The following is a 25,025-nucleotide window of genomic DNA, read 5'->3' on the forward strand; positions in this document are numbered from 1 at the left end:
AAACAAGTAATTTGGTCATTTAAAATCAAACAACATGACAAAAAAAGTATTTTTAGGACTTGCACTTTTAGCGGGGAATTTCTTGTCAGCTCAAACTACGTTAATACGTAAGCCAGCGATTAGCCCTGATGCTTCTCAAATGGCATTTAGTTATTACGGTGATATTTGGCTGTACAATTTCAACAATCAACAAACAAAAAGATTAACCATTCATAAAGGATATGAAAGTGATCCTGTATGGAATGATAACGGAACAGAAATTGCATTTTCTTCTAACAGAAAAGGAAATGATAATGTATTTATAACCTCTGTAAATGGAGGAGTGCCAAAGCAATTAACGTTTTATCCAACAACAAACACACCTACGGATTGGACAAAAGAAGGAGATGTTGTGTTTACCACAGGTCGTGTATTAAGAGGTCCTGAGTGGGATAAACAAATGTATGTAGTTAATGAAAAAGGAGAAACTCCTCGTCGTTTATTAACTGCGTATGGAGAAATGGCAGTAGTATCTCCTAACGGAAAATTAATAGCTTTTACTAAAGGAGCTTGTCGTATATCTCGTGAAGATTATACGGGTTCAGCTCAACGTGATATCTGGATTTATAATACTGAGACAAACCAATACAATCAAATAACAACTAGTAATAAAAATGATCATTCACCAGCTTGGGATACTACTGGGAATTTGTATTATATAGGTGCTGAAAGTGGGCGTTATAATATCTATAAACAAACAATTTCTACAAACGGAACAACAAGCGGAACCGTAACACAATTAACAAAACATACCAAAGATGGTGTACAAACATTTTCGGTAAGTAATAATGGAACGATTGTTTATATAAGCGGAATTGACACCTATAAATTAGAGAATGGAGAAGTAGAAAAAATTGATTTAAAGATTGTTTCTGATAATCGTTTTGCAGAAGAAGAAACAAAAACAGTCTCAAATGAAATAAGTAATTATGCTATTTCTCCTGATGGGAAAAGTGTTGCTTTAGAGATTAATGGAGAAATTTTTGTAAAAGAAAATAACAAAGAGAAAAAGTACTCAAACAATGTTAGTAAGCACCCATATAGAGATGTCAATCCACAGTGGTTAGATAATAAAATGGTAGTGTTTTCTTCTGATAGAGATGGACATTTTGAGTTGTATAGTGCTGTGTCAACAGATACTTTAGTTGGTCTACACCGTAGTTTAAAAACCAAAGTAACAAAACTAACAAACAGTAAAGAAGATGTTGAATATTCATTAGTATCTCCTGACGGAAAAAAGATTGCTTATCAAGTAGGAAGAGGTGTTTTAATGATTGGTGATATTAAAAAAGGAAAAATTACGAACGCAAAAGAATACTCTAATTCTTGGGCAGAGACAGAAGGAGTTTCATGGAGTCCAGATAGCAAATACATAGCGTATTCTCAAGAAGATTTAAATTTTGATAGTGAAATTTTTATTCAATCGGTAGCAAACCCAACAATAAAAATGAATGTATCAATGCATCCAAGAAGTGATCGTAATCCTATTTGGAGTGCAGATGGTAAGAAATTAGCGTTTTTATCAAACAGAAGTGGAATCAACTATGACGTATGGATGGTTTGGTTAGAAAAATCTGACTGGGAAAAAACAAAGTTAGATCGTGAAGAAGGAGCATATTATCCTGAGAAAAAGGAAGAAGTTTCAAAAGATAAAAAGGATAAAAAAGCTAAGAAAAAGGTAGAAGTAAAAATTGACGAAGACAAAATTTATGATCGTTTAGTACAAGTTACTTCTTTACAAGACAATGAGTATAGCCCTGTGTTTAGCGCAGATAGTGAGTTTATTTATTTCTCTGCTACAGATCCTGCAACACAAAAGAGAAGTACTTATAAGGTAAAATGGGATGGAAGTAAGCCTCAACTAGTAAAAGGGGTAACTAACGCAGGTAATTTTTCAGATAATAAAGGGAAAGTTTACTTTACTTCAAGAGGAAAGTTAGCTCAGTTAGATACTAAATCAGACAAAATTACAAATCTTCCTCATAGCGCAACTTATACAGTAGATATTGAAAAGCTAAATCAACAAGTTTTTGAAGAAGGAGTACGTGCTTTAACAGCTGGTTTTTACGATCCTGAATTCCACGGATACAATTGGAATGCTTTAGTAAAAAAGTACAAACCTTGGGTATTATCAGCAACAACACACGAAGATTATACCTATATGTTTAACTTACTTTTAGGGCAGTTAAATGCAAGTCACATGGGGTATAGAGGAAGTGCTCCAAGAAATGAAAGTGACAAAGTTGGAGTATTAGGATTAGAAGTTGAAAACACTAAAAAAGGAGTAAAAATATTATATGTATTACCAAATTCAGTAGCTGATAAATCAAACAGTAAATTAAAAGTAGGTGATATTATTACTGCTGTTAATGGGCAACAGATTGAAAAGAATACAAATTTTTATAGCTTATTAAAAAACACGCAATCAAAAGAGATATTGTTAAGTTTAGATGGAGGAAATGAAGTGGTATTACGTCCAGAAAGATCTCTTAGAAATTTACAATATGAAGAATGGGTAAATTCAAGAAAGAAGTTAGTAAATGAATATTCTAACGGTCAATTAGGATATATTCATATTCAAGGAATGAACATGCCAAGTTTTGAGCGTTTTGAACGTGAATTAAAAGCCAGCGGTTATGGTAAAAAAGGGATTGTAATTGATGTGCGTTATAATGGTGGTGGATGGACTACTGATAGATTAATGGCGGTATTAAATGTAGATCAACATGCGTATACAATTCCAAGAGGAGCGGTAAATAGCTTGAAGAATCATAAGAAATTTGCTGATCATTATCCGTTTAATGAACGCGCCATTTTATCAGTAAACACAAAGCCAGTAGTAGCGCTGTGTAATGAGAATAGTTATTCAAATGCTGAGATTTTTTCACATGCATTTAAAAGTTTAGGATTAGGGAAATTAGTTGGTCAGCCAACTTTTGGAGCTGTTGTATCTACTGGAAGTAAGCGATTAGCTAACGGAATGGTTCGTATGCCTTTTAGAGCATGGTTTGTGAAGAAAACGGGAGAGAACATGGAAAATGAAGCACCAGCAACTCCTGATTATTTAGTGAAAAATGCACCAGGATGGAAAGATAGAGGAGAAGATGCTCAATTAAAGAAAGCAGTTGAGGTGTTGTTACAAGATATTAAGTAATAATAACTAAAAATAAGATCAAGCGTAGGGTTTAAACTCTGCGCTTTTTTTATTCCTATTTTTGCCAAATGATGCAGATTACAGAACAAGAATTGTTAGAAAAATTAAAGGTAAATTTTGGATACGATAGTTTTCGTTTAGAGCAACAAGCTATTATTGAAAATATATTAGCAAAAAAAGATACGTTGGTTATTATGCCAACAGGGGGAGGAAAGTCTATTTGTTATCAATTACCAGCATTATTTTTTGAAGGAGTTACTTTAGTAATCTCTCCATTAATAGCCTTGATGAAAGATCAAGTAGATAGTTTAAAGGCAAACGGAATTCCCGCAACTTTTTTTAATAGTAGTCAATCTACCCAAGAGCAGCAAGAAGTGTTCGATGCAATAGCTTCAAAAAGCATAAAACTATTATATGTAGCACCAGAAAGTTTATCATTACTCCAAAATGTATTGAACCAATCTTACATAAGTTGCATAGCAGTCGATGAGGCGCACTGTATTTCTGCTTGGGGGCACGATTTTCGTCCTTCATACAAACAATTAGCATTTCTTAAAAAGTCGCTACCAGAAACTCCAATTGTAGCCTTAACAGCAACTGCAGATAAAGCTACGCAACAAGATATTTTAGAACAGTTAGCTGTACCTTATGCTACACAGTTTATTAGTTCTTTTAATAGAGAGAATATAGCCTTAGAAGTGCGCCCTGCAAACGATAGAGTGCAGCAAATCATCAAATTTATTCAGAAAAGACCTAATGAAGCAGGAATAATTTATTGTTTGAGTAGAAAGGCTACAGAGCAACTAGCTAGTAAATTACAACAAAATAACATCGATGCAAAAGCGTACCATGCAGGATTATCATTTGAAGAAAGAGCCCAAACACAAGAAGATTTTATCAAAGATGATTGCGAGGTAATTTGTGCTACCATTGCATTTGGAATGGGAATTGACAAATCGAATGTTCGTTGGGTTATTCACTATAATATGCCTAAAAATATAGAAGGCTATTATCAAGAAATTGGACGTTCAGGTCGTGATGGTTTACCAGCAAAGGCTTTATTATTTCATAGTTATGCAGATGTTATTCAGTTACGCCAGTTTATAGAAAAAACAGGAAATAAAGAAGTGCAAGAGGCAAAATTAGAAAGGATGAAGCAATTCGCTGAAGCCACGGTTTGTCGAAGAAAAATATTACTGAGTTATTTTGGAGAACTCATAGAAGAAAATTGTGGAAACTGTGACGTGTGTAAGAATCCTCCCACATTTTTTGATGGAACGGTTATAGCTCAGAAAGGTTTATCAGCTATTTATCGATTACAAGGAAAAGAAGCTATGGGAACAGTGATTGATGTATTAAGAGGAGCCAAAAATGTGACCGTCTTAGAAAAGAATTACGATAAGCTAAAAACCTATGGTGTAGGTAATGATATTTCTTGGAGAGATTGGCAACACTATTTAATTCAGTTAACAAATCAAGGGTATTGTCAAATTGCTTTTCATTTAAATAATAGTTTGCAACTAACTGAGTTTTCAAATAAAGTGCTTTTTGAAGGTGAAAAAGTACAATTAACAACTCCTGTAGAGTTTACAAAAGAAGTAAAAACGGTAGCAAAAGAGAAAAAGAAAAAAGCAGTTAAGGATACGTTATTTGAACGTCTGCGAAAATTACGTTATCGTATTGCTCAAGAAGAAGATATAGCAGCATATTTAGTTTTTAATGATGCGACTCTTAGAGAAATAGAAAACGAAAGACCACAATCTGAGGAAGAATTTTTAGCGATCAGCGGAGTAGGACAACGAAAGCTAGAGGTGTATGGAGCTGAGTTTATGGAAGAAATCAAAACTTTTTTAAATGAGAAGAAACGAACTAAAAAAGATACAACTTTAGAAACTTTTAAACTATATAAAGAAGGTTTTACGATTGAAGAAATAGCTGAAAATCGAGGATTAAAACCTACCACCATTTTTTCTCATTTATCCAAGCTTTATTTAGAGGGAAAAGATGTGAGTTTAGACGAATTTATTGAAGCTGATACTTTAGCACTTGTTGCAAATGCAAAAAAAGTATTGAAAAACGAAACAACTTTAAAACCCTATTTTGAGTTTTTAGGAGAAAAAGTTCCGTATGAAAAAATACGAGTAGGATTAACTATTTTACAAAGGAAGCGATAAGTTTATTACATATGAGTAAAGAAAACTTTCCTACAGAATCTAAATCAGATGAAGTTTCAAGACTGCAAGAGAGAATTAAAAACCTTGAGACTGAAATTGCTTCCGTTGAAACTAAGTTATTTCCTTTTGAACAATCATTACGTAATGAGATTTCTGATTTACTTGTAGAAGAAAGGGAGTTGGTTATGTTGTTTAAGCAACAAAAAAAAGCTAAGAAAGAAAAAAGGTTAGCACAAAAAAGAAAAGGTAAAAATTATAAGGAAGTTATTCAAGTCGTTCCTGTTTCAAAAGAACGAGTAACACAAGAAAGAGAGCATCAAAAAGAGAAGAAAAGGTTGTATAAAGAGGCAATGTTGTATGTACACCCTGATAAATTTTCGATGCAAGAAAACGAACAAGAGAAAGCAACTGAAACCACCACAAAACTTATTGAAATATACCAGAACGGAAGTTTAGAAGAGTTAGAAGCTTTTCATGCGCATATTTTTGGAGGTAATACGGCTATAAGTTTTGATAAAGATATTTCGCTAATTCAAAAAACAACCAATAGTACTTCATATTTAGTGAAAGAAGTTGAGCGATTAGAAAAAGTATTGAATGATTTATTAGAGAGTTATACATATAAAGTTTTAACAACCTATGAAAATCCAATGTCATTTGTAGCCGAATTGAAAACCTATTACAACGATAGAATTTTTAAACTCCGTAAAAGAACTAGAACAAAAAAATAAACCAGAATTATTTTATTGTTTATATAAAAGCAATAAGTTATTTATTTCTTCAAGAATTTGATTTCGTAAGTTTTCTGGTTCTAAAACCTCAATTCTACTACCATATTTAAGAATTTGCTGTCGCAATTCGATAGTGTTACCAACAAACATTTTTAAAATGAAATAAGTTTCTTTTTCTTCTATTATCTCTTGGTTAGTAAAAATAGGTGTGGTTTTAATATATTCTTTTTGGTTATTGTCAATTTTTAGTTTTATAATTTGAGGTTTTATAGTACTTTCATTAAAGCTAACACCTACAACGTAATTAAGTTTTTCTTCTATACTATCTAATTTTATAGTAATGTTATTATTAGTTATCTTTAGGTTAGAAACCCTATCAAGAGAAAACGTTCTGTATCCCTTTTTAGTTTCTCCAATAACGTACCATCTATTTTGGTACTCTTTTAAGATGTAGGGTTTAAAAGTGTACTTTTTAATAGTATTGTTTTTTTGAAAATGAACATGCTCAAAACTAACTTCACGCTTTAATTGAATAGCTTTAAACATATCATTAAAAACATCAAAATTAAACTCTAATGCATTTGGTTCAAATAATATATACTGCATATATTTTTTGGGTATGTTGAGTGCTTTTTGATATGCAATTGCCATAGATTGATACTTTATAAAATGAGAATATAATTCGTTACAACCATTTAGTAATAAAGTATAATATCCTTTAGTAGTATCATCAATTTTAAAGCCACTATCCTTTAAGCTTTTTATATCATTACTTAAAGTACTTGTGCTATTACTGTGTCCTTTAAGCTTTAAATGATTTAGTAAATCAGAGCTTTTTTGAGTGCCTAATTTTAAAAAGTTAAGAATAGTTATTTGACGTTGTATTTTTTTACTAATGGTATTTTTATTGTTATTCATTGCTAAGTTTTTTAACAAAAGTAATAACATATTTTCCAAAAAAACGGGAAAATATATTGTAGTCCCATTTTCGTGGAAAATGATGGTTTTATTTTGTCGTATAATCAAAATCAAATTATTATGAATAAACATTATTTACAAAGTCAGTTAAAAGATTCAGGAAAAGCGTATTTGTTTTATTTTTTAGGAGGTTCACATTATGCCTATATGGGGAATTGGGGAATTCAAATTTTATTTTGGATCACCTTTGGAGGTATGTTTTTTTGGGCATTTATTGATATGTTTAGAATCTCAAGTGTAGTACAAAAACATAATATGCCAATTTTACAAAAAATTGCCGATTTGGAAAAAAGAGAAAAAGATGAAGACTTCCAAAAGCAAATGATGATGATGCAAGCAGTGAAAAATGGGTAGGAAATAAAGGAGAGAAATAAAAGTTAAACTAACCATTTTAACTTTTATTTCTATATTTAGAATCTAAAGTTTAGAGTTAATTAAAAATATAATAATGGATATAGAAAAATTTAAAATTGAACTTAGTGAAAAAGAAATTGAGATAGTTAATGAACTTAATGATACAAAAAGCAAAATATCTGAATTAGAAGCTAAAAAATTAAACAATGATTTACTGGAATCAATTAAAACTAAATCTATTGAAACTATTACAATAGCTTTAGGAGTTTCTGATATTTTAGAAAACACAATACATGATACTAAGGCAATAGCTTTTGAAAATGAAATGAAAAACTATCAGAAGTGGGAAAATATGCCTAAATCTGAAAGACCTATTAAATATGTAAATAAATACACTACAGGTAATGAATTTCAACAACTGATAGACAAAACTAAAAATTTGTCATATAAATCAAAAGAACACAGAAAGTTGTTAGCAGGGAGAGAATTTGATTTAAAGAAAAAAGAAGTATATAAAAATAATAGAAAAGGAGAATTTGTATGTAAATACACAGGTAAAAAGATTTATAAAGAGAGCGAAATAGAGAGCGAAAAAGTATCTTTTGAACATATAATTTCTGTAAAAGAAAATTATAATGATAAAGTTATGAATTATACTACTACTCTTGAAGAAAGAAGAGAGTTTACTAATTCTGATAAAAATTTAGTCCCAGTTAGGTTAGATGTAAATAAATCTCTTAATGATACATCTACAGAGGATATCGAAAAATGGAAAGAGAAAAAAAGTAAGAAGAATCTAGATGTATCCAATGCAGAGTATTATGAAGTAAATGATAAGTTAATGGATAAAACTATAAATGAAGCAAAGGAGGCTCGTGAAGATTTTTTAAAGAATAAAAAAAAGACAAGAATTGCCAAGGAAAAAGTTAAGGTAGCTGCATCTAATGCCTTAAAATCAGGGGCAAAAGCTGCTGTTGGTCAATTATTAACAATTACTATCACTGAGACAATAGATGAATTTAAAAATGAGAACTCAACAGATGATCTGAAAGTAAAAGTAAAAAATATCAGTGAGAGAATTAAAACAAGAGCTTCAGAATTAATAAAGACATTTAAAGATTTCTCAATCAATTCTTTCATTTCTACTTTTTTAGATGCGCTTTTAAATAGTATATTTAAAATATTTAAAAATATCCTTAAGTTTATTAAAACGGCTTTTTATTCTATCATGAAAGCTTTTAAGGTGTTGTTGTCTAGTAAATACACTAAAGAAGAAAAACTTGCTGAATGTAGAAAAATTTTAGGGGCAACTGTAGCTACGCTAATCGGTTTAGCTTTAGAAGAACTTATTCAAACAGCTTTAATCACTGCGCTACCTTTTACAGCCCCTTTTGCAGGTTATGTGTCACCTGTATTGGCAGGATTAATTGTAGGTATTGGTTCAGTATTGTTAATGCAAGGTTGGGAAGAGTACAAAGACAATATTGAGTTAACAAAACTTAAGAAAAAAGAGGGTTTATTAGAAGAGAAATCTGAAAAGTTAATCCCTATAAAAACTCAAATATCAGATATTGAAGCAACGGAGTCAATTAAAACTACATTTTCTGTTTTTCAAAATACACTCCCTTTAATTTCTTTATTTAAGGAAAATATTGAAACTTCTCTTTCTAATGTAAGAGAGATAAAAGATGATATTATTAAAAAAATTGATGAAGGGAAAAATATCAATAAAGAAAATAATGATTTATTAAATATGTTAGATTCAATATAAAAAGAACTATGAAGGATATTACAATTAGCGATACCGCAAAAGGTATTGTAAGTGCTGGTAAAATAATAAATAATTTAAATAGATTAGAGGAAAGATTAGAGTTGTCAAAAAATCAAGCTAAAAACTTATTCAAAGACTTAGACTCTTCTTCAAATTCAATTTTAAATACTGAAGAAAAATTTTTCGGGGGGTATAAAACGAGAGATCTTTTTAATTTGATTAACGAAAATCATAACACAGATGTAAAAACTACTAGAATAATCAATAACTTGATAAAGAATAATAATGAAAACATAAAAGATATGTCAAAAATGATATCTTCTTTAGCTATGCTTTCTGGACTTTCTTTTGAAAAATTATCTGAAAGTACTACTGAGTTAGAGGAAATTTCAAATCAACTTAAAAATGGTGTTAATAATTCCAGTGATAATTCAAAAAATTTAAATAGAGTTATTATTTCTCAAATAGAGAGAGTAAAGGAAGAAAAGAGAAAACAAGAAAGGAACGATTATAATTTTGGTGTTTTAAATGGTAATTTAAAAGAATTACAAATTGAATTAAATAATTATTCGGAGGATACTAATAGAAAGGTAAAGGAACTAAAAAGTCTTTATCATTCCTCTTCTGAAGATCATTTTATCAAAATTTTCAAAAGACAAAAAAAAATGATTTACATTTTATTCTTTATAACAATAACATCTATTGTTTTACAGGTTTATCAATTTTTATTATAAAAAAAGCCTCGCAGAAATTTCTGCGAGGCTTTAAATATTTATCTAAAGGCATTGCCTTTTACATGTTTCGTCTGTATTGACCACCTACCTCAAATAATGAAGCAGTAATTTGACCTAATGAACAAACTTTGGTAGCGTCCATTAATTTTTCAAAAAGGTTTTGATTGTTAATAGCAGCAGATTGCATTTCAGATAAAAGTTGTTCTATTTTATCTTCATGTGCTTTGTTTAAGTTTTCTTTCGTTTTTATTTGGAATTGTTTTTCTTCTTCCGTAGCACGAATAACTTCTTGTGGAGTTACTGTTGGAGATCCTTTAGAACTTAAGAAAGTGTTTACCCCAATAATAGGGAATTCACCTGTGTGTTTTAAGGTCTCGTAATATAGACTCTCTTCTTGAATTTTAGAACGTTGGTACATGGTTTCCATTGCTCCTAATACACCACCACGTTCTGTAATTCTATCGAATTCAGTTAATACTGCTTCCTCAACTAAATCGGTTAATTCTTCAATAATAAATGAACCTTGAATAGGATTCTCGTTTTTAGCCAATCCTAATTCTTTATTAATAATTAGCTGAATAGCCATCGCACGACGTACAGACTCTTCTGTAGGTGTTGTAATTGCTTCGTCATAGGCATTTGTGTGTAACGAGTTACAGTTGTCGTAAATCGCATATAACGCTTGTAGTGTTGTACGAATATCATTAAAATCAATTTCCTGAGCATGTAATGAACGTCCAGAAGTTTGAATATGATACTTTAACATTTGAGCTCTAGGGTTCGCACCATATTTATGTTTTAAAGCTTTTGCCCAAATTTTACGAGCTACACGACCAATTACAGCATATTCAGGATCGATACCATTAGAGAAGAAGAAAGATAAGTTTGGTCCAAACTTATTGATATCCATTCCTCTTGATAAGTAGTATTCTACATAAGTAAATCCGTTTGCCAATGTTAAGGCTAACTGTGTAATTGGATTAGCTCCTGCTTCAGCAATATGATACCCTGAAATAGACACAGAGTAGAAATTACGGACATTTTTCTCAATAAAATATTCTTGTACATCACCCATTAAACGTAAGGCGAATTCTGTAGAGAAAATACACGTGTTTTGTGCTTGGTCTTCTTTTAAAATATCTGCTTGAACCGTACCACGTACTTGTGCTAAAGTATTTGCTTTAATTTCAGCATACACATCTGCAGGTAAAATTTGATCACCAGTAACACCTAGTAATAACAAACCTAATCCGTCATTACCTTCTGGTAAATCACCGTTGTATTTTGGTCTGTCAATTCCTTTGTCGTCGTATAATTCTTTAAGTTTTGCTTCTACTTTTTTCTCTAACTTGTGTTCTTTGATGTACTTTTCACAATTTTGATCAATTGCAGCATTCATAAAGAATCCTAATAACATCGGAGCAGGACCGTTGATGGTCATAGAAACCGAAGTCATTGCATGACTTAAGTCGAAACCAGAATATAATTTTTTAGCATCGTCTAAACAACAAATAGATACTCCTGCGTTACCAATTTTACCGTAAATATCAGGTCTATGTCCTGGGTCGTTACCATATAATGTAACCGAGTCAAAAGCAGTAGAAAGACGTTTTGCAGGCATACCTAAACTTACATAGTGGAAACGACGGTTGGTACGCTCTGGTCCACCTTCACCAGCAAACATACGTGTTGGATCTTCTCCCGTACGTTTAAAAGGATATAATCCTGAAGCATATGGGAACTCTCCTGGTACGTTTTCTTGTAAATTCCAACGTAACAAATCTCCCCAAGCTTGATATTTTGGTAAAGCTACTTTCGGAATTTGTGTGTGCGAAAGTGATTCTGTATGTGTTTCTATTTTAATCTCCTTATCACGTACTTTAAACGAGTAGATAGGGTCTTTGTATTTTTTTACTTTGTCTTGCCAGTTTAAAATAACTTCCCAGTTATAAGGGTCAAGATTTAGTTTTACTTTATCAAATTGAGCAAATAATAATTTGACAAAGGGTTGCTCTTCTTCTTGAACTTGTTTCTGAATTTCATCTTGGTCAATTCCATTTTTGGTAAGGAATGATTCTGTTACTTCGTTTGGAATTACAGATAAGATAGTTTGATAGATTCCGTATAGTTTCTGAGTTACTTTTTCTTGCTCATCAACTTTTTTATCGTAAGCGCGGTTGTTTTCTGAGATTTCAGATAAATAGCGCGTTCTACTTGGTGGAATTACAAAAATCTTCTCAGACATTTCTTTCGTAATTTCAAAAGTAGAGTGTAAATCAGCTCCAGTTTTTTCAACTAACTTATCCATAATCGCTTTGTATAGCGAGTTCATTCCTGGATCGTTGAATTGAGATGCAATCGTACCAAAAACAGGCATGTCATCCATGTGAACATCCCATAAATTGTTGTTACGCATGTATTGTTTTTTTACATCGCGTAAGGCATCTAAAGCTCCTCTTTTGTCAAATTTGTTAATAGCTACTAAATCAGCAAAATCAAGCATGTCGATTTTTTCTAACTGTGTAGCCGCACCAAATTCAGGTGTCATTACATATAACGAAGTATCAGAGTGCTCAATAATTTCGGTATCTGATTGTCCAATACCTGAAGTTTCTAAAATAATTAAATCAAATTCTGCAGCTTTTAAAACTTCAACTGCTTCATTTACATATTTAGATAAAGCTAAGTTTGATTGACGAGTTGCTAACGAACGCATATACACACGTTCATTGTTAATAGCATTCATACGAATACGGTCACCCAATAAAGCTCCTCCTGTTTTTCTTTTTGAAGGATCCACAGAGATTAATCCGATAGTTTTTTCTGGGAAATCAATTAAGAAACGACGAACTAATTCGTCCACTAAACTCGATTTACCAGCACCACCTGTACCTGTAATTCCTAAAACAGGGGTTTTAGAATTTTTATTTTTTTCATGAATAGCATCTAAAGCTTCTTTAGCAACTTCTGGGAAGTTTTCAGCAGAAGAAATTACACGAGCAATGCTTCCAATTTCTTTATTTGCTAACTTGTCTACCTCACCGTTCAGTTTATCGCCTATGGCAAAGTCTGATTGTTGAACTAAATCATTAATCATTCCTTGTAATCCTAATTCACGACCATCATCAGGTGAATAAATACGAGTAATTCCGTAGTCCATCAATTCCTTGATTTCCTCAGGTAGAATTACTCCACCGCCGCCACCAAATATTTTAATATGTCCAGCTCCTTTTTCTTGCAATAAATCGTACATGTACTTAAAGTACTCATTATGCCCACCTTGATACGAAGTCATAGCAATAGCATTCGCATCCTCTTGAATAGCACAGTTAACCACTTCTTCCACACTTCTATCATGCCCTAAGTGAATCACTTCAACCCCGGTAGATTGAATAATTCGGCGCATAATATTAATGGCAGCATCGTGTCCATCAAATAGAGAAGCCGCAGTTACAATTCGTACTTTGTGTTTAGGTTTATAGGGAGTTATTTGTTCCATTCGTAAATTGTCTTAATTTTCGGGTACGCAATTTACGGAAATCTTAAAAAATAGCAGGATGTTTTAACAATTATAAATGGGATAGGAATGCCCACCTTTTTCGAGTAGTGATATAATCTAAATTATGTTCGTTTTTATAGGCTTCTCGCTCAAAACTTAAATTACTATAAGCTTTTGAAGTGTTACGGTAAATTAATAGCTTGATAAACCACTCTAAAAAATAAAATAGATAGAAGAAAACAATCAATAATTCTAATTGTTGTTTTAAATGAATTTTTTCATGGTTTATTAAAACAGGATCACCTTTTAAATCTTCTCTTTTTAAAAAGATAAAAGGATACAATGTCATTCCAGAAAATCCTTTTGGTATTATATGTTTTGAAATAAATATCATAAACCTGTTCATGCAATAAACTTACCAAAGGTACAATTTATTGTTAGCACAACAGAAAAAATACAAAAAGAAGAAAAATTTATACTTTTTAAAGATGCAGTTTTTAACTGTATAAACTTATATTTGTGCAAACTTCAAAGAAGATGGATTTTTTAACTTTAAAATATAAAAAGAGGATTGAAGCTCAGTATCACAGAGCAGATATCCGTTATCCATAGTTTCTTCATTTTTACGATTATCAACAGATTTAAAATTAATAAGTTTTCATCTTTTACTGGAAACTAAAAACCGTATAAAATGACTTTTAAAGAACAAATAAAACAAGGAATACCAACTACATTACCTCCAAAAAAGGAGTATGATACTACGATAAACCACGCACCAAAACGTAAGGAAATTTTAACTGAAGAAGAAAAGAAGTTAGCTTTACGTAATGCGTTGCGTTATTTTGATAAAAAACATCACGAAGAATTATTACCTGAATTTGCTGAAGAACTAGAGAAGTACGGACGAATTTATATGTATCGTTTCCGTCCTGATTATAAAATGTACGCGCGTCCTATTGAAGAGTATCCAGGGAAATCTGAGCAAGCGAAGGCTATTATGGTAATGATTCAAAACAATTTGGATTATGCAGTAGCACAGCATCCTCACGAATTAATTACTTACGGTGGTAATGGAGCAGTATTTTCTAACTGGGCACAATACTTATTAACCATGAAGTACTTGTCTGAAATGACAAATAAACAAACCTTGGTAATGTATTCAGGACACCCAATGGGGTTATTCCCATCACATAAAGATGCTCCAAGAGTTGTAGTTACAAATGGAATGATGATTCCTAATTATTCTAAACCAGACGACTGGGAAAAATTCAATGCTTTAGGAGTTACTCAATATGGGCAAATGACGGCGGGGAGTTATATGTACATTGGACCACAAGGAATTGTACATGGAACAACCATTACAGTATTAAACGGATTTAGAAAAATAGGAAAGTCTCCAAAAGGTAATTTATTTGTTACCGCTGGTTTAGGAGGAATGAGTGGAGCACAACCAAAAGCAGGAAACATTGCAGGTTGTATTACAGTTTGTGCTGAGGTAAACCCAAAAATAACGCAGGTTCGTTTAGATCAAGGGTGGATTGATGAGAAGATGACTGATTTAGATGAGTTAGTAGCACGTGTTCGAAAAGCAAAAGAGAATGAAGAAGTTGTTTCGTTAGCATACTTAGGAAATATAGTGGATGTTTGGGAGAAGTTTGCTGAAGAAGATGTGCATATCGATTTAGGTTCAGATCAGACGTCGTTACATAATCCTTGGGCAGGAGGTTATTATCCTGTAGATATGTCGTTTGAAGAGTCAAATGAGATGATGGCAAACAATCCTGAATTGTTTAAAGAGAAGGTGCAAGAAACTTTACGCCGTCATGCAAAAGCGATAAATAAACATACAGCAAAAGGAACCTATTTCTTCGATTATGGAAATGCCTTTTTATTAGAAGCAAGTAGAGCAGGGGCCGATGTAATGAATCCAAATCCAACTTTAGGAAGAGAGTTCAAGTACCCTAGTTATGTACAAGATATTATGGGACCTATGTGTTTTGATTATGGTTTTGGTCCTTTCCGTTGGGTATGTACTTCAGGAAAACCAGAAGATTTAGCTAAAACGGATGCTATTGCTTGCAAGGTGTTAGAGAAAATCATGAAAAAATCTCCTGAAGAAATCCAACAGCAAATGGCGGATAACATTCAGTGGATTAAAGGAGCACAAGAAAATAAGCTAGTAGTAGGTTCGCAAGCACGTATTTTATATGCGGATGCTGAAGGACGTATGAAAATAGCCGAAGCTTTTAATAAAGCTATAAAGAAAGGAAAAATAGGTCCAGTAGTATTAGGTCGTGATCATCACGATGTTTCAGGTACCGATTCACCATACCGCGAAACTTCAAATATTTATGACGGATCTCGTTTTACAGCAGATATGGCAATTCATAATGTAATTGGAGATAGTTTTAGAGGAGCTACTTGGGTTTCTATCCACAACGGAGGTGGAGTAGGCTGGGGAGAAGTAATTAATGGTGGATTTGGCATGCTTCTTGATGGTTCTAAAGATGCATCAAGACGCTTAAAATCAATGCTTTTCTGGGATGTAAATAACGGAATAGCAAGACGTAGTTGGGCGAGAAATGACGAAGCTGTTTTTGCTATTAAACGTGCCATGGAAGCTGAAAAGAAACTAAAAGTAACACTTCCTAACTTAGTAGATGATGCATTATTAGAAAACATGTAAATCCTAAGAAAATGAAAAATTTAAAATTACTTTTTTTGCCAATCGTAGCTTTACTAATTACTTCATGTAGTTCGGTAAGAGTAGTTACTGATTATGATACTCAAACTGATTTTAATCAGTATAAAACATTTGCGTTTTACAAAACAGGAATAGATAAAGCTCCAATTTCTGATTTAGATAAGAAACGTATTATGCGTGCTATTGAAGCTGAGTTAATGGCTAAGGGAATGACCAAATCAGCAACGCCAGATGTTTTAGTGAGTTTGTTTACCAAATCTCGTGAGCGTATTAATGTAAATGATAATTATTATGGAGGGTTTTACTATCCATGGTATTATGGTCCGAGTCCAGTAACAGTTTCTCAATATACAGAAGGAACCTTATTTATTGATTTGTTAGATGCTGATAAAAAAGAGTTAGTTTGGCAAGGAATAGGGACAGGAGCTTTGAGTACAAGTAGTGTAGAAAGAAAAGAAGCTCGTATTAAGGAGTTTGTAGCAGAGATAATGGCGGAGTATCCTCCTAATGCTAAAAAGTAAGATTTAGTTTTTTAAGATAAATATAAATACGTTAAGCAGAAATACAAAGTCTGTTTAACGTATTTTTTTATGATATTTGTAGTATGAAAAACAAGATATTAAAGCCTACGCCCGATGAGTATTATACGAATGAACAAGGGTATAGGGTTTTTAAAGAAGCGTATCATTTACGACGAGGATATTGTTGTAAAAGTGGATGTAAACACTGTCCGTATGGATATGATAAAAATACCGACAGCTTCAAATAAATGTGACAATAATTAGTTTATTGTTTCTAAAGTATAGATAAAATCAAACAAGTAAAATGAAAAAAATTACAGTATTCTTTATTGCACTTACTTTTATAGGATGTGCAGAGTTGCAAAAAGTAGTAAATCAATTACCTCAAGGAGGCGTGTTAACACAAGAACAAATTGGTAATGGTTTACGTCAAGCGTTAGATAATGGTATTCAACATCAGGTAACCAAGTTAACAGCTACGGATGGGTTTTATAAGAATGATCTTGTAAAAATTTTATTACCAGAAGAATTGCAAGCGGTTGATAAAGGATTGCGTAGTATAGGTTTAGGTAATTTAGCTGATGAAGGTTTAAAAGCGATTAACAGAACTGCTGAAGATGCTGTAAAAACGGCTACACCAATTTTTGTAAATGCTGTTAAGGAAATTACGTTTGCAGATGCCAAAAATATTCTATTAGGGGCAGATAATGCAGCTACTTCTTATTTAGAAGGGAAAACAACAACGGCTTTATATAGTGAGTTTAATCCAGTAATTAAAAACTCATTTGCTAAGGTTGGAGCTGATAAAATTTGGTCAAACTTAATATCAAAATACAATAGTATTCCATTTGTAAAAAAAGTAAATCCAGATTTAACAGACTACGTAACTACTGAAGCATTAGAAGGGGTATTTACAATGATTGCTGTTGAAGAGAAAGGTATACGTAATAAAGTAGGATTACGCGATACAGCGTTATTACGACAAGTTTTTGCTTTGCAGGATAATAAATAACATAAAAAGAGCTCTTGAGAAATCTAGAGCTTTTTTTATTATCAGTAATAGTCAAAATAGGAATTTTCCCTATTTTAAATTTCAGTTTGTTTTCATGTTGTTGTAAATCAAATATTTGTGTATATTTATAATCCGCTTAAATTTTAATAGAAATGTCAAGAATTAATCAATTACGAAGATATAAAAAGCATCTTGAAGAAAGATATCGTAGTTTGGTTGAGACGGCTAATGATTATAAATATGAAGATGAGTGTAAAAGTGACCGCTCAGCATTCAAAGCAATGAAGATATTAGAAAAGCTAAATAGAATAAAATATTTAGATGAAGATATGTCAAACCCTGTTGTGTAACTCCTTAAAGTAATCAAAAGCTTTTAACAGTCTACTACCGTACCAAGAAAAGTACTCGCCATCCACTAAAACAGGAGTGCTGTTGTTTGTGTGCTCTTTTATTTCAGTAATGTGTTTTTCTTTAAAAGGGAAAGGTTCTGAAGAGAGTAAAATAAGCTCGGTCTTTCTTTGTTTTATAGAATCAAGTGTAATTTCAGGATAACGTTCTAAATCAGCGTAAACATTTTCAAACTTGTTAAGTTCTAGTAGGTGGTTTATAAACGTATTATTTGCAGCAACCATCCAAGGATTCCTCCAAATAAAATAAGCCACTTTTCTACTTTGTTTATTTTGAATAAAATTTTTAAAGTCAATTATTTTTGACTTTAATTCATAAATCATTTTATCAGCTTCTTTTTGCTTGTCAAAAAAGTTTCCGTACAAAGAAATTATGTCAATAGCGTCGGTAAGTGTAAAGATATCAGAAACGTGAGTGTATGCTATTTGTTGACAAGCTTCAACTATTTCTTTGGTGTTTTCTTCCTTATTACATAAAATAATATCAGGCTGAAGTTCTTTTATTTTTTCAACCTTTATGTTTTTTGTACCACCAACAATGGTTTTTGTTTTTGTAAGGTGATTAGGATGGATACAAAACTTTGTAATACCAATGATATTTTCTTCTAGCCCTAAGTCCACTAAAAGTTCTGTTTGACTTGGTACTAAAGAAATAATTCGAGTATATTTTTTGGAGTTATCCATTACACAAAAGTAATGATTCAAAACTACTATTTAACCCCCATTAATTCTTGAAAATCTTTTTTGTAGCTCTTACTAACTCTAAAGGTTTTATTATCGTTCGTTTTCACGTCAGTTTCACCGTAGTTAGAAGTGATTATTTCGTCAATAAAATTTGAGTTAATTATGGTAGATCGATGAATTCTAACAAAAAGATTTGAGTTTAATCTTTTGATAATGCTAGATAATGACTCTCTTAATAGATATTTCTTATTGTCTGTAGTGAAAATTTCTACATAGTAACCTGATGCAGATATATATTTGATCGTATTACGCTCTAAAAAGATTATTTTATTTCCAGACTTAATGTTGATTTTGGTTCCTTTTACAGGTGTTTCAACAGGGGATTTGTCTTTTACAAAGTCTAAAATATTGTCTAAGTTAGAGAGTTCTTTTATTTTTTTGTAATCAATCACTTTTTTTATTGAAGCATAAAATCTATCTTCTTCTAAAGGTTTTAATAAATAGTCAAAAGCAAAATAGTCAAAAGCTTTTACAGCATGTTCGTTCGAAGAGGCAGTAAAAATGAATATAGGCTTTTTGCTTAGGGTGATTTTTTCAATAATATCAAAACCTGTCATATCATTAATTTTAGTATCAAGATAGACTACATCTGGAACTAAGATGTTGATTTTTTCTATAGCATCCTCACCATTAGAGCATTCACCAACAATATTTATAAAACTATATTCACTCACTAATTTTTTAAATCTAGCTCGAGCGGTCTTATTGTTATCAACGATTAGGATTGATATTTTCATTTGTACTTTGTTTTCTGGTAACTATAACAATTAAAAAAGGGTATCCCCTAGTCTAAAGTCTGTTTAATTTTAGTTAAAGTTTTATAAAATTAGTGTTATGTGTTAAAAGTCAGATTAGTAATTATTAAGAATGGTTGAAGGTTGCCATGTTTATTAAAAATTAGTTGATTTGTGTTGCAAAAATAAAGAAGAAAACCTTCCTAATACTAGAGAAATAAAGGGTTTTGAAAAAATTAATAATACTTAATAAGTGTTGTTAATGGGGGATTTGTTGTTTGCTTCTTAAAAATGTTTTTTCACATCAATTTAAAGGTGTTTAGCTTCAAATAGGTGTTGCTGATGATTTATTGCTTTTAGTTTTACAAATGTTAATTAATAAAAATTTAATAATTTATGAATCTACATTTAAAAAATGTGATCTGTGTATTATTCTTCTTTAGCTTTATGCTAAATATTAATGCACAGGAGAAAAAAATCATAGGGGTAGTGTCCGATAGTGCAGGCCCTTTACCGGGTGTAAGTATTGTGATTAAAGGTACTGTAAAAGGTACTGAAACTGATTTTGATGGTAATTATACCATGAATGTTAAAACAGGTGATGTACTTGTTTATATGTTTTTAGGTTATGCCAAAGTAGAAAAGGTTGTAGGAGAGTCATCTACAATTAACGTAGCTATGAAAGAAGACGCTAATATCTTGGATGAGGTAGTGGTGTCTGTAGCATATGCAGCAAAAAAGAAAAAGGATATTATTGGGGCGGTAAGTGTCGTGTCTGCTAAAGAGGTTGGAGACTTAAAAGTTACAACTGTAACTGAGGCATTACAAGGTACTTCAGGTTTATCTATGGTAAATGCCTCTGGGCAACCAGGAGCAAGTCCTACAATTAGAATTAGAGGTGTGGGGTCTTTACAAGGAAATGTAGACCCATTAATCATTGTTGATGGAGCTCAATTTGCAGGTAACTTAAACTCTATTAACTTCAATGATGTTGAGTCTTATTCTGTATTAAAAGATGCTGATGCAGTTTCTTTATATGGTAACAGAGGAGCAAACGGAGTTATTATTATTAAGACAAAATCAGGTGTGAATACTAATGGTGAAGGTATCATCGAAATTAATACAAGTTATGGTTTCTCTGATAAAGCTACAGATGATTATAGTTATTTAAGTGCAGAACAAATTGTAACTACTTCTTGGCAAGCAATTAGAAATGAAAGATTAGATCAAGGAGATGCTGCTGAACAAGCAGCAATATTTGCTTCTTCTAATGTTATGACAGATTTAGCTGTAAATCCATATAGTATAAATGAACCAGTAGATACTAATGGTAAAATTAAGAGTAATGCAAGGTTACTTTATGAAACAAACTATTATGACATCTTAACTCAAAAAGCAACAAGACAAGATGTATCTTTAGTGTTAAGAGGAGGAAATGAAAAAACAAGATATTTCGTTTCAGGTGCATTTTTAGATAGTGAAGGATTTAGTTTAAATTCTAAATTTAGAAGGTATAACGGAAGAGTAAACCTTTCTTCTGATGTTAAATCATGGTTATCTGTAGGTGCTAATGCCTTTGTTACAATTAGTGAGTCAAATGTGCCAACTCAAAGCGGTAGTACGTATGCTAATAATATACAGTATGTAAGATCTGTTTCTTCTATATATCCATTATATAAGAGGAATGCTGATGGTAGCTTCATTTCAGATAATAATGGTAACAAGCAGTATGATTTTGCTGAACAAAGAGGTTTTTTTGGAAACTATAACCCTTTAGCAGAAACTTATGGTAGTGTAAAATTATATGAGAGAAATACATTTAACTTTTCCCCATATCTTACAGTTAAATTTAATGATAAGATTAACTTAAAGTCTCAATTTAACTACACTAACTATTTATATGAAGGCAACTTATTTAATAATCACTTTGTAGGAACGCCTAAAGAACAAGTAGATAATAGGTATAGTACAAAAGAAAGAAATACTACAAAAACATGGAATGTTATTAATACATTGTCATATAAAAATACATTTGATGAAAAGCATACACTAACAGGGCTTTTAGGACAGGAAATGTATGATAATACATATAACAGGGTTTCAGCTACTTCAACAGGTTATGCTTTTGCCAATTTACCTGAGCTAGATAATGGAGTATTACCTACAGGAGCAAGTTCTATTACGGAAAAGAATAGATTGTATAGTTTCTTTGGTAGATTGGATTATAACTTTGATGAAAAATACTATTTTGGAACTGGTGTTCGTAGGGATGCATCTTCAATCTTTGCAAAAGAGAATCGTTGGGGAACATTTTGGTCTGTTGCTGCAGGATGGAGTATTTATGATGAGTTCTTAAAAGGTAATGGTCTTGTAAATTCATTAAAATTGAGGGCTAGTTATGGTACAGTTGGTAATCAGAATATAAATCAACAGTTTACTTTCCTTGATCAAAACGGATTAGGTTTTAATATTTTAGCAAATCCCGGTTTGGTACCTACAGCAATTGCAAACCCTGATTTAAAATGGGAGACACATAATAAATTGAATATAGGTGTAGATTTTGCATTTTTTAATAGTAAAGTTTATGGTAGTTTAGAGTATTATGATAACAGAGTAACAGACTTATTATATTTTGATGTCCCAGCACCATCAACAGGTTCAGAAGGAGCAGGTATAGATGGAAACAACGAGTCAAGAGCTCTAGGAAAATGGAGAAACTTTGGAGAAATGAGTAACAAAGGTTTTGAATTTAATGTGAATTCTGTTAATGTTGAAAATGATAAATTTAGATGGACGAGCTCATTCGCTATTTCTACAAACCAAAACAGAATAGAAGATATTAAACAAATCGAAAATCGAGGTTCTTTCCGTTGGGAAGCAGGTAGAGATCGTTACGAATTCTATATGAGAGAATGGGCGGGAGTTAATCCTACAACAGGGGCTCCAGAATGGTACAAAGATGTGGTAGATACAAGCGGGAAAGTAACAGGAAGGGAAAAAACTTCTACTTACTCGGAAGCTACAAGGTATTATACAGGTAAATCAGCATTGCCAGATTTTGAAGGTAGATTAGGAACTAAGTTTGAATATAATGGTATTGATTTAACATTAAACTTTAACTATAAGTTTGGAAATTATATCTATAATACTGATTTCTCTTCTTTAATGAAAGCTAGAAATTTAGGAGAACAATCAAGTTCAGAAACATTAAAAGCATGGCAAAAGGAAGGAGATATTACAGATGTACCAAAGTTAACTACAGAAGCTGATGATTTTAACTCTAGATCTACAAGATGGTTGCAAAGAGGGGATTTCATACGTTTAAAAAACATTTCTTTAGGATATAATTTGAACCAAGAAATGTTAGATAAACTTAAAATAAGAAAGTTAAGAGTTTATTTATCAGCAGACAATTATTGGACATGGAAAAGAGAAAATAATTTAGATGATCCTGAACAAGCTTTTAATGGTATTACAGATAACAGATCTACAGTTTTGAAAACTTTGTCTTTAGGAGTTAATATTTCACTATAAAAGAGAATAAGAAATGAAAAATATATTAAAATATACATTAATAGGAGCTTTATTGATAGGATTTACATCGTGTAGCAATGAATTCCTTGATGAACCAGTACCAACAGGTTCTGTTTCAGATAAAGTAACTTATACCACTGAGTCAGGAGTAGATGCAGCTTTAACAGGTATGTTCGCTGTGTTGAGAGACTATAGGGCAAGTCATGATACTTGGGGAGGAAAGGCTTATTATTTAGGAGCAGATGTTATGGGGACAGATTTAATGGTCCCTGGGTTTAACTGGTATATTTTTGAACATAGATGGGATGTTACAGAGAACTCGAATGGAAGAAGAGCTAATTGGGCATGGGAACTTTTCTATTCAGTAGCAAATATTTCAAGAACTCATGTAATTGGGGTTACTAGTTCAACATTACCAGAAGATAAGAAAAAAGCTTATATAAGTGAATTAAAAGCAGTAGAAGCATATTGTTATTTTAACTTAGTAAGATATTATTCTGGTTCTTACCTGTTAGGTGACAGTAAACCAGGAATACCTTTATATACAGCTACTATAAACTCAGATGTAAAACCAACGGGTAGAGGTACTATTAAAGAAACATATGATAGGATTATAACTCAGTTGGAAGAAGCTGTTCCAAATATGTCAAATTCGCTTTCTAAATATAGGTTTAATAAATCTGTAGCAGAGGGGCTTTTAGCAAGAGTATATTTAGAGGTTGGTAATTGGGCTAAAGCAGCAGAATATGCGGCTAAAGCTAAGAGAGGTTATACACTAATGGATACTAAAACCTATACACAAGGCTTTAATACAATTAATAATGATGAATGGATGTGGGCGTTACCATTTAATGCATCACAACAACCTGGAGCTCCAAGATTCTTTTCTTTTATAGATCATAATACATCTGGATACAATGATATATACGTAAGTAAAGATTTTCAAGCGTTATTTACTAGTGATACTGATATTAGAAAATCATTAATTGTTTCTACAGGATCTACAAATAGTACTACATCATTTGTAACTGAAAAGTTTAGAGATTTAGCAGATAGGTCAGGAGATTTAGTGTTTATGAGAGCTTCAGAAATGTATTTAATAGAGGCAGAAGCAAAAGCAGAAATGAATGATTTACCTGGGGCAAAGAATGTTTTATTAGAACTTTTAAAATCAAGAGATACTGCAGCTGCTTTATCTTCGGCAGCTACTAAAGAAGCATTAGTAGATGAAATTTTAATAGAAAGAAGAAAAGAATTGTATGGAGAATTAGGAGTATCATGGTTTGATTTAAAAAGAAGAAATCAAGCTATTTCTAGAAAAGGAGAGGCTCACAGATGGCCTGTTGAATTTGAAGCTGGAAATGCAAGATGGAATTTTAAAATACCACAAGCAGAAATAGATAAAAATCCGAATATTTCTGAAGCAGATCAGAACTAAATAATTCTTAATCTACTTTTTTATAAGTAAGAAATGTCTTGCTTGTAAAAACAGATGATTCCCCTGATAAATAGAAAAGCTGAGAGTACACTCTCAGCTTTTTTACTTTTAAGATATTGTTTTTTCAAATCAAAAATAAGGTGATTCAAATCAAAGTTGTAAGTATGAAGTATTAAGCTTAATACTTTTGCACTACTTACATCAAACTTTGTTTTCATTGATGTAATTATTTGAATTAGTTATACAAAGTCAAGGAGTCATTAACCTTGACTTTTTTTATTTTTATCGCTATTGAAGAAGTTTTTTCTTTGTTTAATATTGTTATTGTTTGTTTTTTTTTTCTTTTCAAAAATGCTTTTTGTTTTATTTCAATTTTTTAAATGTTAAAAAAATAGATATAATGTTATGTTATAGTTAATTTTTTAATTTTATAAAGTTAATTTTTTAAAATCATTGTAAAATAATGGTTTATAATTCAAATAATTTAATTTATGAAA

At 31.6% G+C, this 25,025-nt stretch carries 18 protein-coding genes; 13 read left to right on the plus strand and 5 right to left on the minus strand.

Annotation, left to right across the window (positions count from 1 at the left end; all coding sequences use genetic code 11):
• The first annotated feature begins 34 nt into the window (after positions 1 to 34).
• The 3 genes from C8N26_RS05675 to C8N26_RS05685 all read left to right on the plus strand — a co-directional run bounded on the left by C8N26_RS05675 (position 35) and on the right by C8N26_RS05685 (position 6,098).
• Positions 35 to 3,193, plus strand: coding sequence for a S41 family peptidase (locus C8N26_RS05675; RefSeq protein ID WP_120186419.1), 3,159 nt, complete (start codon positions 35 to 37; stop codon positions 3,191 to 3,193).
• A gap of 68 nt (positions 3,194 to 3,261) precedes the next feature.
• Positions 3,262 to 5,367, plus strand: coding sequence for a DNA helicase RecQ (gene recQ / locus C8N26_RS05680; protein ID WP_394342637.1), 2,106 nt, complete (start codon positions 3,262 to 3,264; stop codon positions 5,365 to 5,367).
• Between the two features lie 11 nt (positions 5,368 to 5,378).
• Positions 5,379 to 6,098 (plus strand): hypothetical protein, encoded by a 720-nt coding sequence (locus tag C8N26_RS05685; protein ID WP_120186420.1) that lies wholly within the window; start codon positions 5,379 to 5,381, stop codon positions 6,096 to 6,098.
• Between the two features lie 12 nt (positions 6,099 to 6,110).
• Here the strand turns inward: C8N26_RS05685 and C8N26_RS05690 are convergent, their stop codons facing one another.
• On the minus strand, positions 6,111 to 7,016 hold the full coding sequence (locus C8N26_RS05690) for a WYL domain-containing protein (RefSeq protein ID WP_170141627.1): 906 nt from the start codon (positions 7,014 to 7,016) through the stop codon (positions 6,111 to 6,113).
• Between the two features lie 120 nt (positions 7,017 to 7,136).
• On the opposite strand from C8N26_RS05690, the gene C8N26_RS05695 reads away from it, so the two are divergent.
• From C8N26_RS05695 to C8N26_RS05705, 3 genes are all read left to right on the plus strand, one after another.
• Positions 7,137 to 7,430, plus strand: a complete 294-nt coding sequence (locus tag C8N26_RS05695; protein WP_211327787.1) for a TM2 domain-containing protein — start codon at positions 7,137 to 7,139, stop codon at positions 7,428 to 7,430.
• A gap of 94 nt (positions 7,431 to 7,524) precedes the next feature.
• A complete protein-coding gene (locus C8N26_RS05700) occupies positions 7,525 to 9,201 on the plus strand; it encodes a hypothetical protein (RefSeq protein WP_120186422.1) in 1,677 nt (558 codons plus the stop codon).
• Positions 9,202 to 9,209: 8 nt separating this feature from the next.
• Complete coding sequence (locus tag C8N26_RS05705) at positions 9,210 to 9,935, plus strand: hypothetical protein (protein WP_120186423.1); 726 nt, start codon at positions 9,210 to 9,212, stop codon at positions 9,933 to 9,935.
• Positions 9,936 to 9,993: 58 nt separating this feature from the next.
• On the opposite strand, the gene C8N26_RS05710 is transcribed toward C8N26_RS05705, so the two are convergent.
• Positions 9,994 to 13,434, minus strand: a complete 3,441-nt coding sequence (locus C8N26_RS05710) for a methylmalonyl-CoA mutase family protein (protein ID WP_120186424.1) — start codon at positions 13,432 to 13,434, stop codon at positions 9,994 to 9,996.
• A 70-nt stretch (positions 13,435 to 13,504) separates the two neighbouring features.
• Complete coding sequence (locus C8N26_RS05715) at positions 13,505 to 13,828, minus strand: hypothetical protein (protein ID WP_211327788.1); 324 nt, start codon at positions 13,826 to 13,828, stop codon at positions 13,505 to 13,507.
• 297 nt (positions 13,829 to 14,125) lie between these two features.
• Here C8N26_RS05715 and C8N26_RS05720 point away from each other — a divergent pair, with 297 nt between their 5' ends.
• From C8N26_RS05720 to C8N26_RS05735, 5 genes are all read left to right on the plus strand, one after another.
• On the plus strand, positions 14,126 to 16,120 hold the full coding sequence (locus C8N26_RS05720; RefSeq protein ID WP_120186426.1) for a urocanate hydratase: 1,995 nt from the start codon (positions 14,126 to 14,128) through the stop codon (positions 16,118 to 16,120).
• 11 nt (positions 16,121 to 16,131) lie between these two features.
• The gene (locus tag C8N26_RS05725; protein ID WP_120186427.1) at positions 16,132 to 16,659 is read left to right on the plus strand and encodes a DUF4136 domain-containing protein; all 528 of its coding nucleotides are present in this window, start codon (positions 16,132 to 16,134) and stop codon (positions 16,657 to 16,659) included.
• 83 nt (positions 16,660 to 16,742) lie between these two features.
• A complete protein-coding gene (locus C8N26_RS13480; RefSeq protein WP_170141628.1) occupies positions 16,743 to 16,907 on the plus strand; it encodes a DUF5522 domain-containing protein in 165 nt (54 codons plus the stop codon).
• A 56-nt stretch (positions 16,908 to 16,963) separates the two neighbouring features.
• Positions 16,964 to 17,671 carry a DUF4197 domain-containing protein gene (locus C8N26_RS05730; RefSeq protein WP_120186428.1) on the plus strand — a complete coding sequence of 236 codons (708 nt, stop codon included), beginning with the start codon at positions 16,964 to 16,966 and terminating at the stop codon, positions 17,669 to 17,671.
• Between the two features lie 152 nt (positions 17,672 to 17,823).
• Entirely contained in the window at positions 17,824 to 18,021 is a 198-nt protein-coding gene (locus tag C8N26_RS05735; RefSeq protein ID WP_120186429.1) for a hypothetical protein, read from the plus strand.
• Here C8N26_RS05735 and C8N26_RS05740 read toward each other — a convergent pair.
• Entirely contained in the window at positions 18,004 to 18,762 is a 759-nt protein-coding gene (locus tag C8N26_RS05740) for an ABC transporter substrate-binding protein (RefSeq protein WP_120186430.1), read from the minus strand. The genes C8N26_RS05735 and C8N26_RS05740 overlap by 18 nt on opposite strands.
• A 26-nt stretch (positions 18,763 to 18,788) precedes the next feature.
• Positions 18,789 to 19,559 carry a LytR/AlgR family response regulator transcription factor gene (locus tag C8N26_RS05745; RefSeq protein ID WP_120186431.1) on the minus strand — a complete coding sequence of 257 codons (771 nt, stop codon included), beginning with the start codon at positions 19,557 to 19,559 and terminating at the stop codon, positions 18,789 to 18,791.
• 393 nt (positions 19,560 to 19,952) lie between these two features.
• Here C8N26_RS05745 and C8N26_RS05750 point away from each other — a divergent pair, with 393 nt between their 5' ends.
• Complete coding sequence (locus C8N26_RS05750; protein ID WP_120186432.1) at positions 19,953 to 23,090, plus strand: SusC/RagA family TonB-linked outer membrane protein; 3,138 nt, start codon at positions 19,953 to 19,955, stop codon at positions 23,088 to 23,090.
• A 13-nt stretch (positions 23,091 to 23,103) separates the two neighbouring features.
• Entirely contained in the window at positions 23,104 to 24,528 is a 1,425-nt protein-coding gene (locus tag C8N26_RS05755) for a RagB/SusD family nutrient uptake outer membrane protein (RefSeq protein WP_120186433.1), read from the plus strand.
• Positions 24,529 to 25,025: the final 497 nt, after the last annotated feature.

Source organism: Tenacibaculum lutimaris, from assembly GCF_003610735.1.
GTDB classification, from domain to species: Bacteria; Bacteroidota; Bacteroidia; order Flavobacteriales; family Flavobacteriaceae; genus Polaribacter; species Polaribacter lutimaris.

Bases quoted from the DNA above. Each gene is read 5' to 3' on its own strand.
- C8N26_RS05675 (WP_120186419.1), top strand. From the start codon at position 35: ATGACAAAAAAAGTATTTTTAGGACTTGCACTTTTAGCGGGGAATTTC.
- recQ (WP_394342637.1), top strand. From the start codon at position 3,262: ATGATGCAGATTACAGAACAAGAATTGTTAGAAAAATTAAAGGTAAAT.
- C8N26_RS05685 (WP_120186420.1), top strand. From the start codon at position 5,379: ATGAGTAAAGAAAACTTTCCTACAGAATCTAAATCAGATGAAGTTTCA.
- C8N26_RS05690 (WP_170141627.1), bottom strand. From the start codon at position 7,016: ATGAATAACAATAAAAATACCATTAGTAAAAAAATACAACGTCAAATA.
- C8N26_RS05695 (WP_211327787.1), top strand. From the start codon at position 7,137: ATGAATAAACATTATTTACAAAGTCAGTTAAAAGATTCAGGAAAAGCG.
- C8N26_RS05700 (WP_120186422.1), top strand. From the start codon at position 7,525: ATGGATATAGAAAAATTTAAAATTGAACTTAGTGAAAAAGAAATTGAG.
- C8N26_RS05705 (WP_120186423.1), top strand. From the start codon at position 9,210: ATGAAGGATATTACAATTAGCGATACCGCAAAAGGTATTGTAAGTGCT.
- C8N26_RS05710 (WP_120186424.1), bottom strand. From the start codon at position 13,434: ATGGAACAAATAACTCCCTATAAACCTAAACACAAAGTACGAATTGTA.
- C8N26_RS05715 (WP_211327788.1), bottom strand. From the start codon at position 13,828: ATGATATTTATTTCAAAACATATAATACCAAAAGGATTTTCTGGAATG.
- C8N26_RS05720 (WP_120186426.1), top strand. From the start codon at position 14,126: ATGACTTTTAAAGAACAAATAAAACAAGGAATACCAACTACATTACCT.
- C8N26_RS05725 (WP_120186427.1), top strand. From the start codon at position 16,132: ATGAAAAATTTAAAATTACTTTTTTTGCCAATCGTAGCTTTACTAATT.
- C8N26_RS13480 (WP_170141628.1), top strand. From the start codon at position 16,743: ATGAAAAACAAGATATTAAAGCCTACGCCCGATGAGTATTATACGAAT.
- C8N26_RS05730 (WP_120186428.1), top strand. From the start codon at position 16,964: ATGAAAAAAATTACAGTATTCTTTATTGCACTTACTTTTATAGGATGT.
- C8N26_RS05735 (WP_120186429.1), top strand. From the start codon at position 17,824: ATGTCAAGAATTAATCAATTACGAAGATATAAAAAGCATCTTGAAGAA.
- C8N26_RS05740 (WP_120186430.1), bottom strand. From the start codon at position 18,762: ATGGATAACTCCAAAAAATATACTCGAATTATTTCTTTAGTACCAAGT.
- C8N26_RS05745 (WP_120186431.1), bottom strand. From the start codon at position 19,559: ATGAAAATATCAATCCTAATCGTTGATAACAATAAGACCGCTCGAGCT.
- C8N26_RS05750 (WP_120186432.1), top strand. From the start codon at position 19,953: ATGAATCTACATTTAAAAAATGTGATCTGTGTATTATTCTTCTTTAGC.
- C8N26_RS05755 (WP_120186433.1), top strand. From the start codon at position 23,104: ATGAAAAATATATTAAAATATACATTAATAGGAGCTTTATTGATAGGA.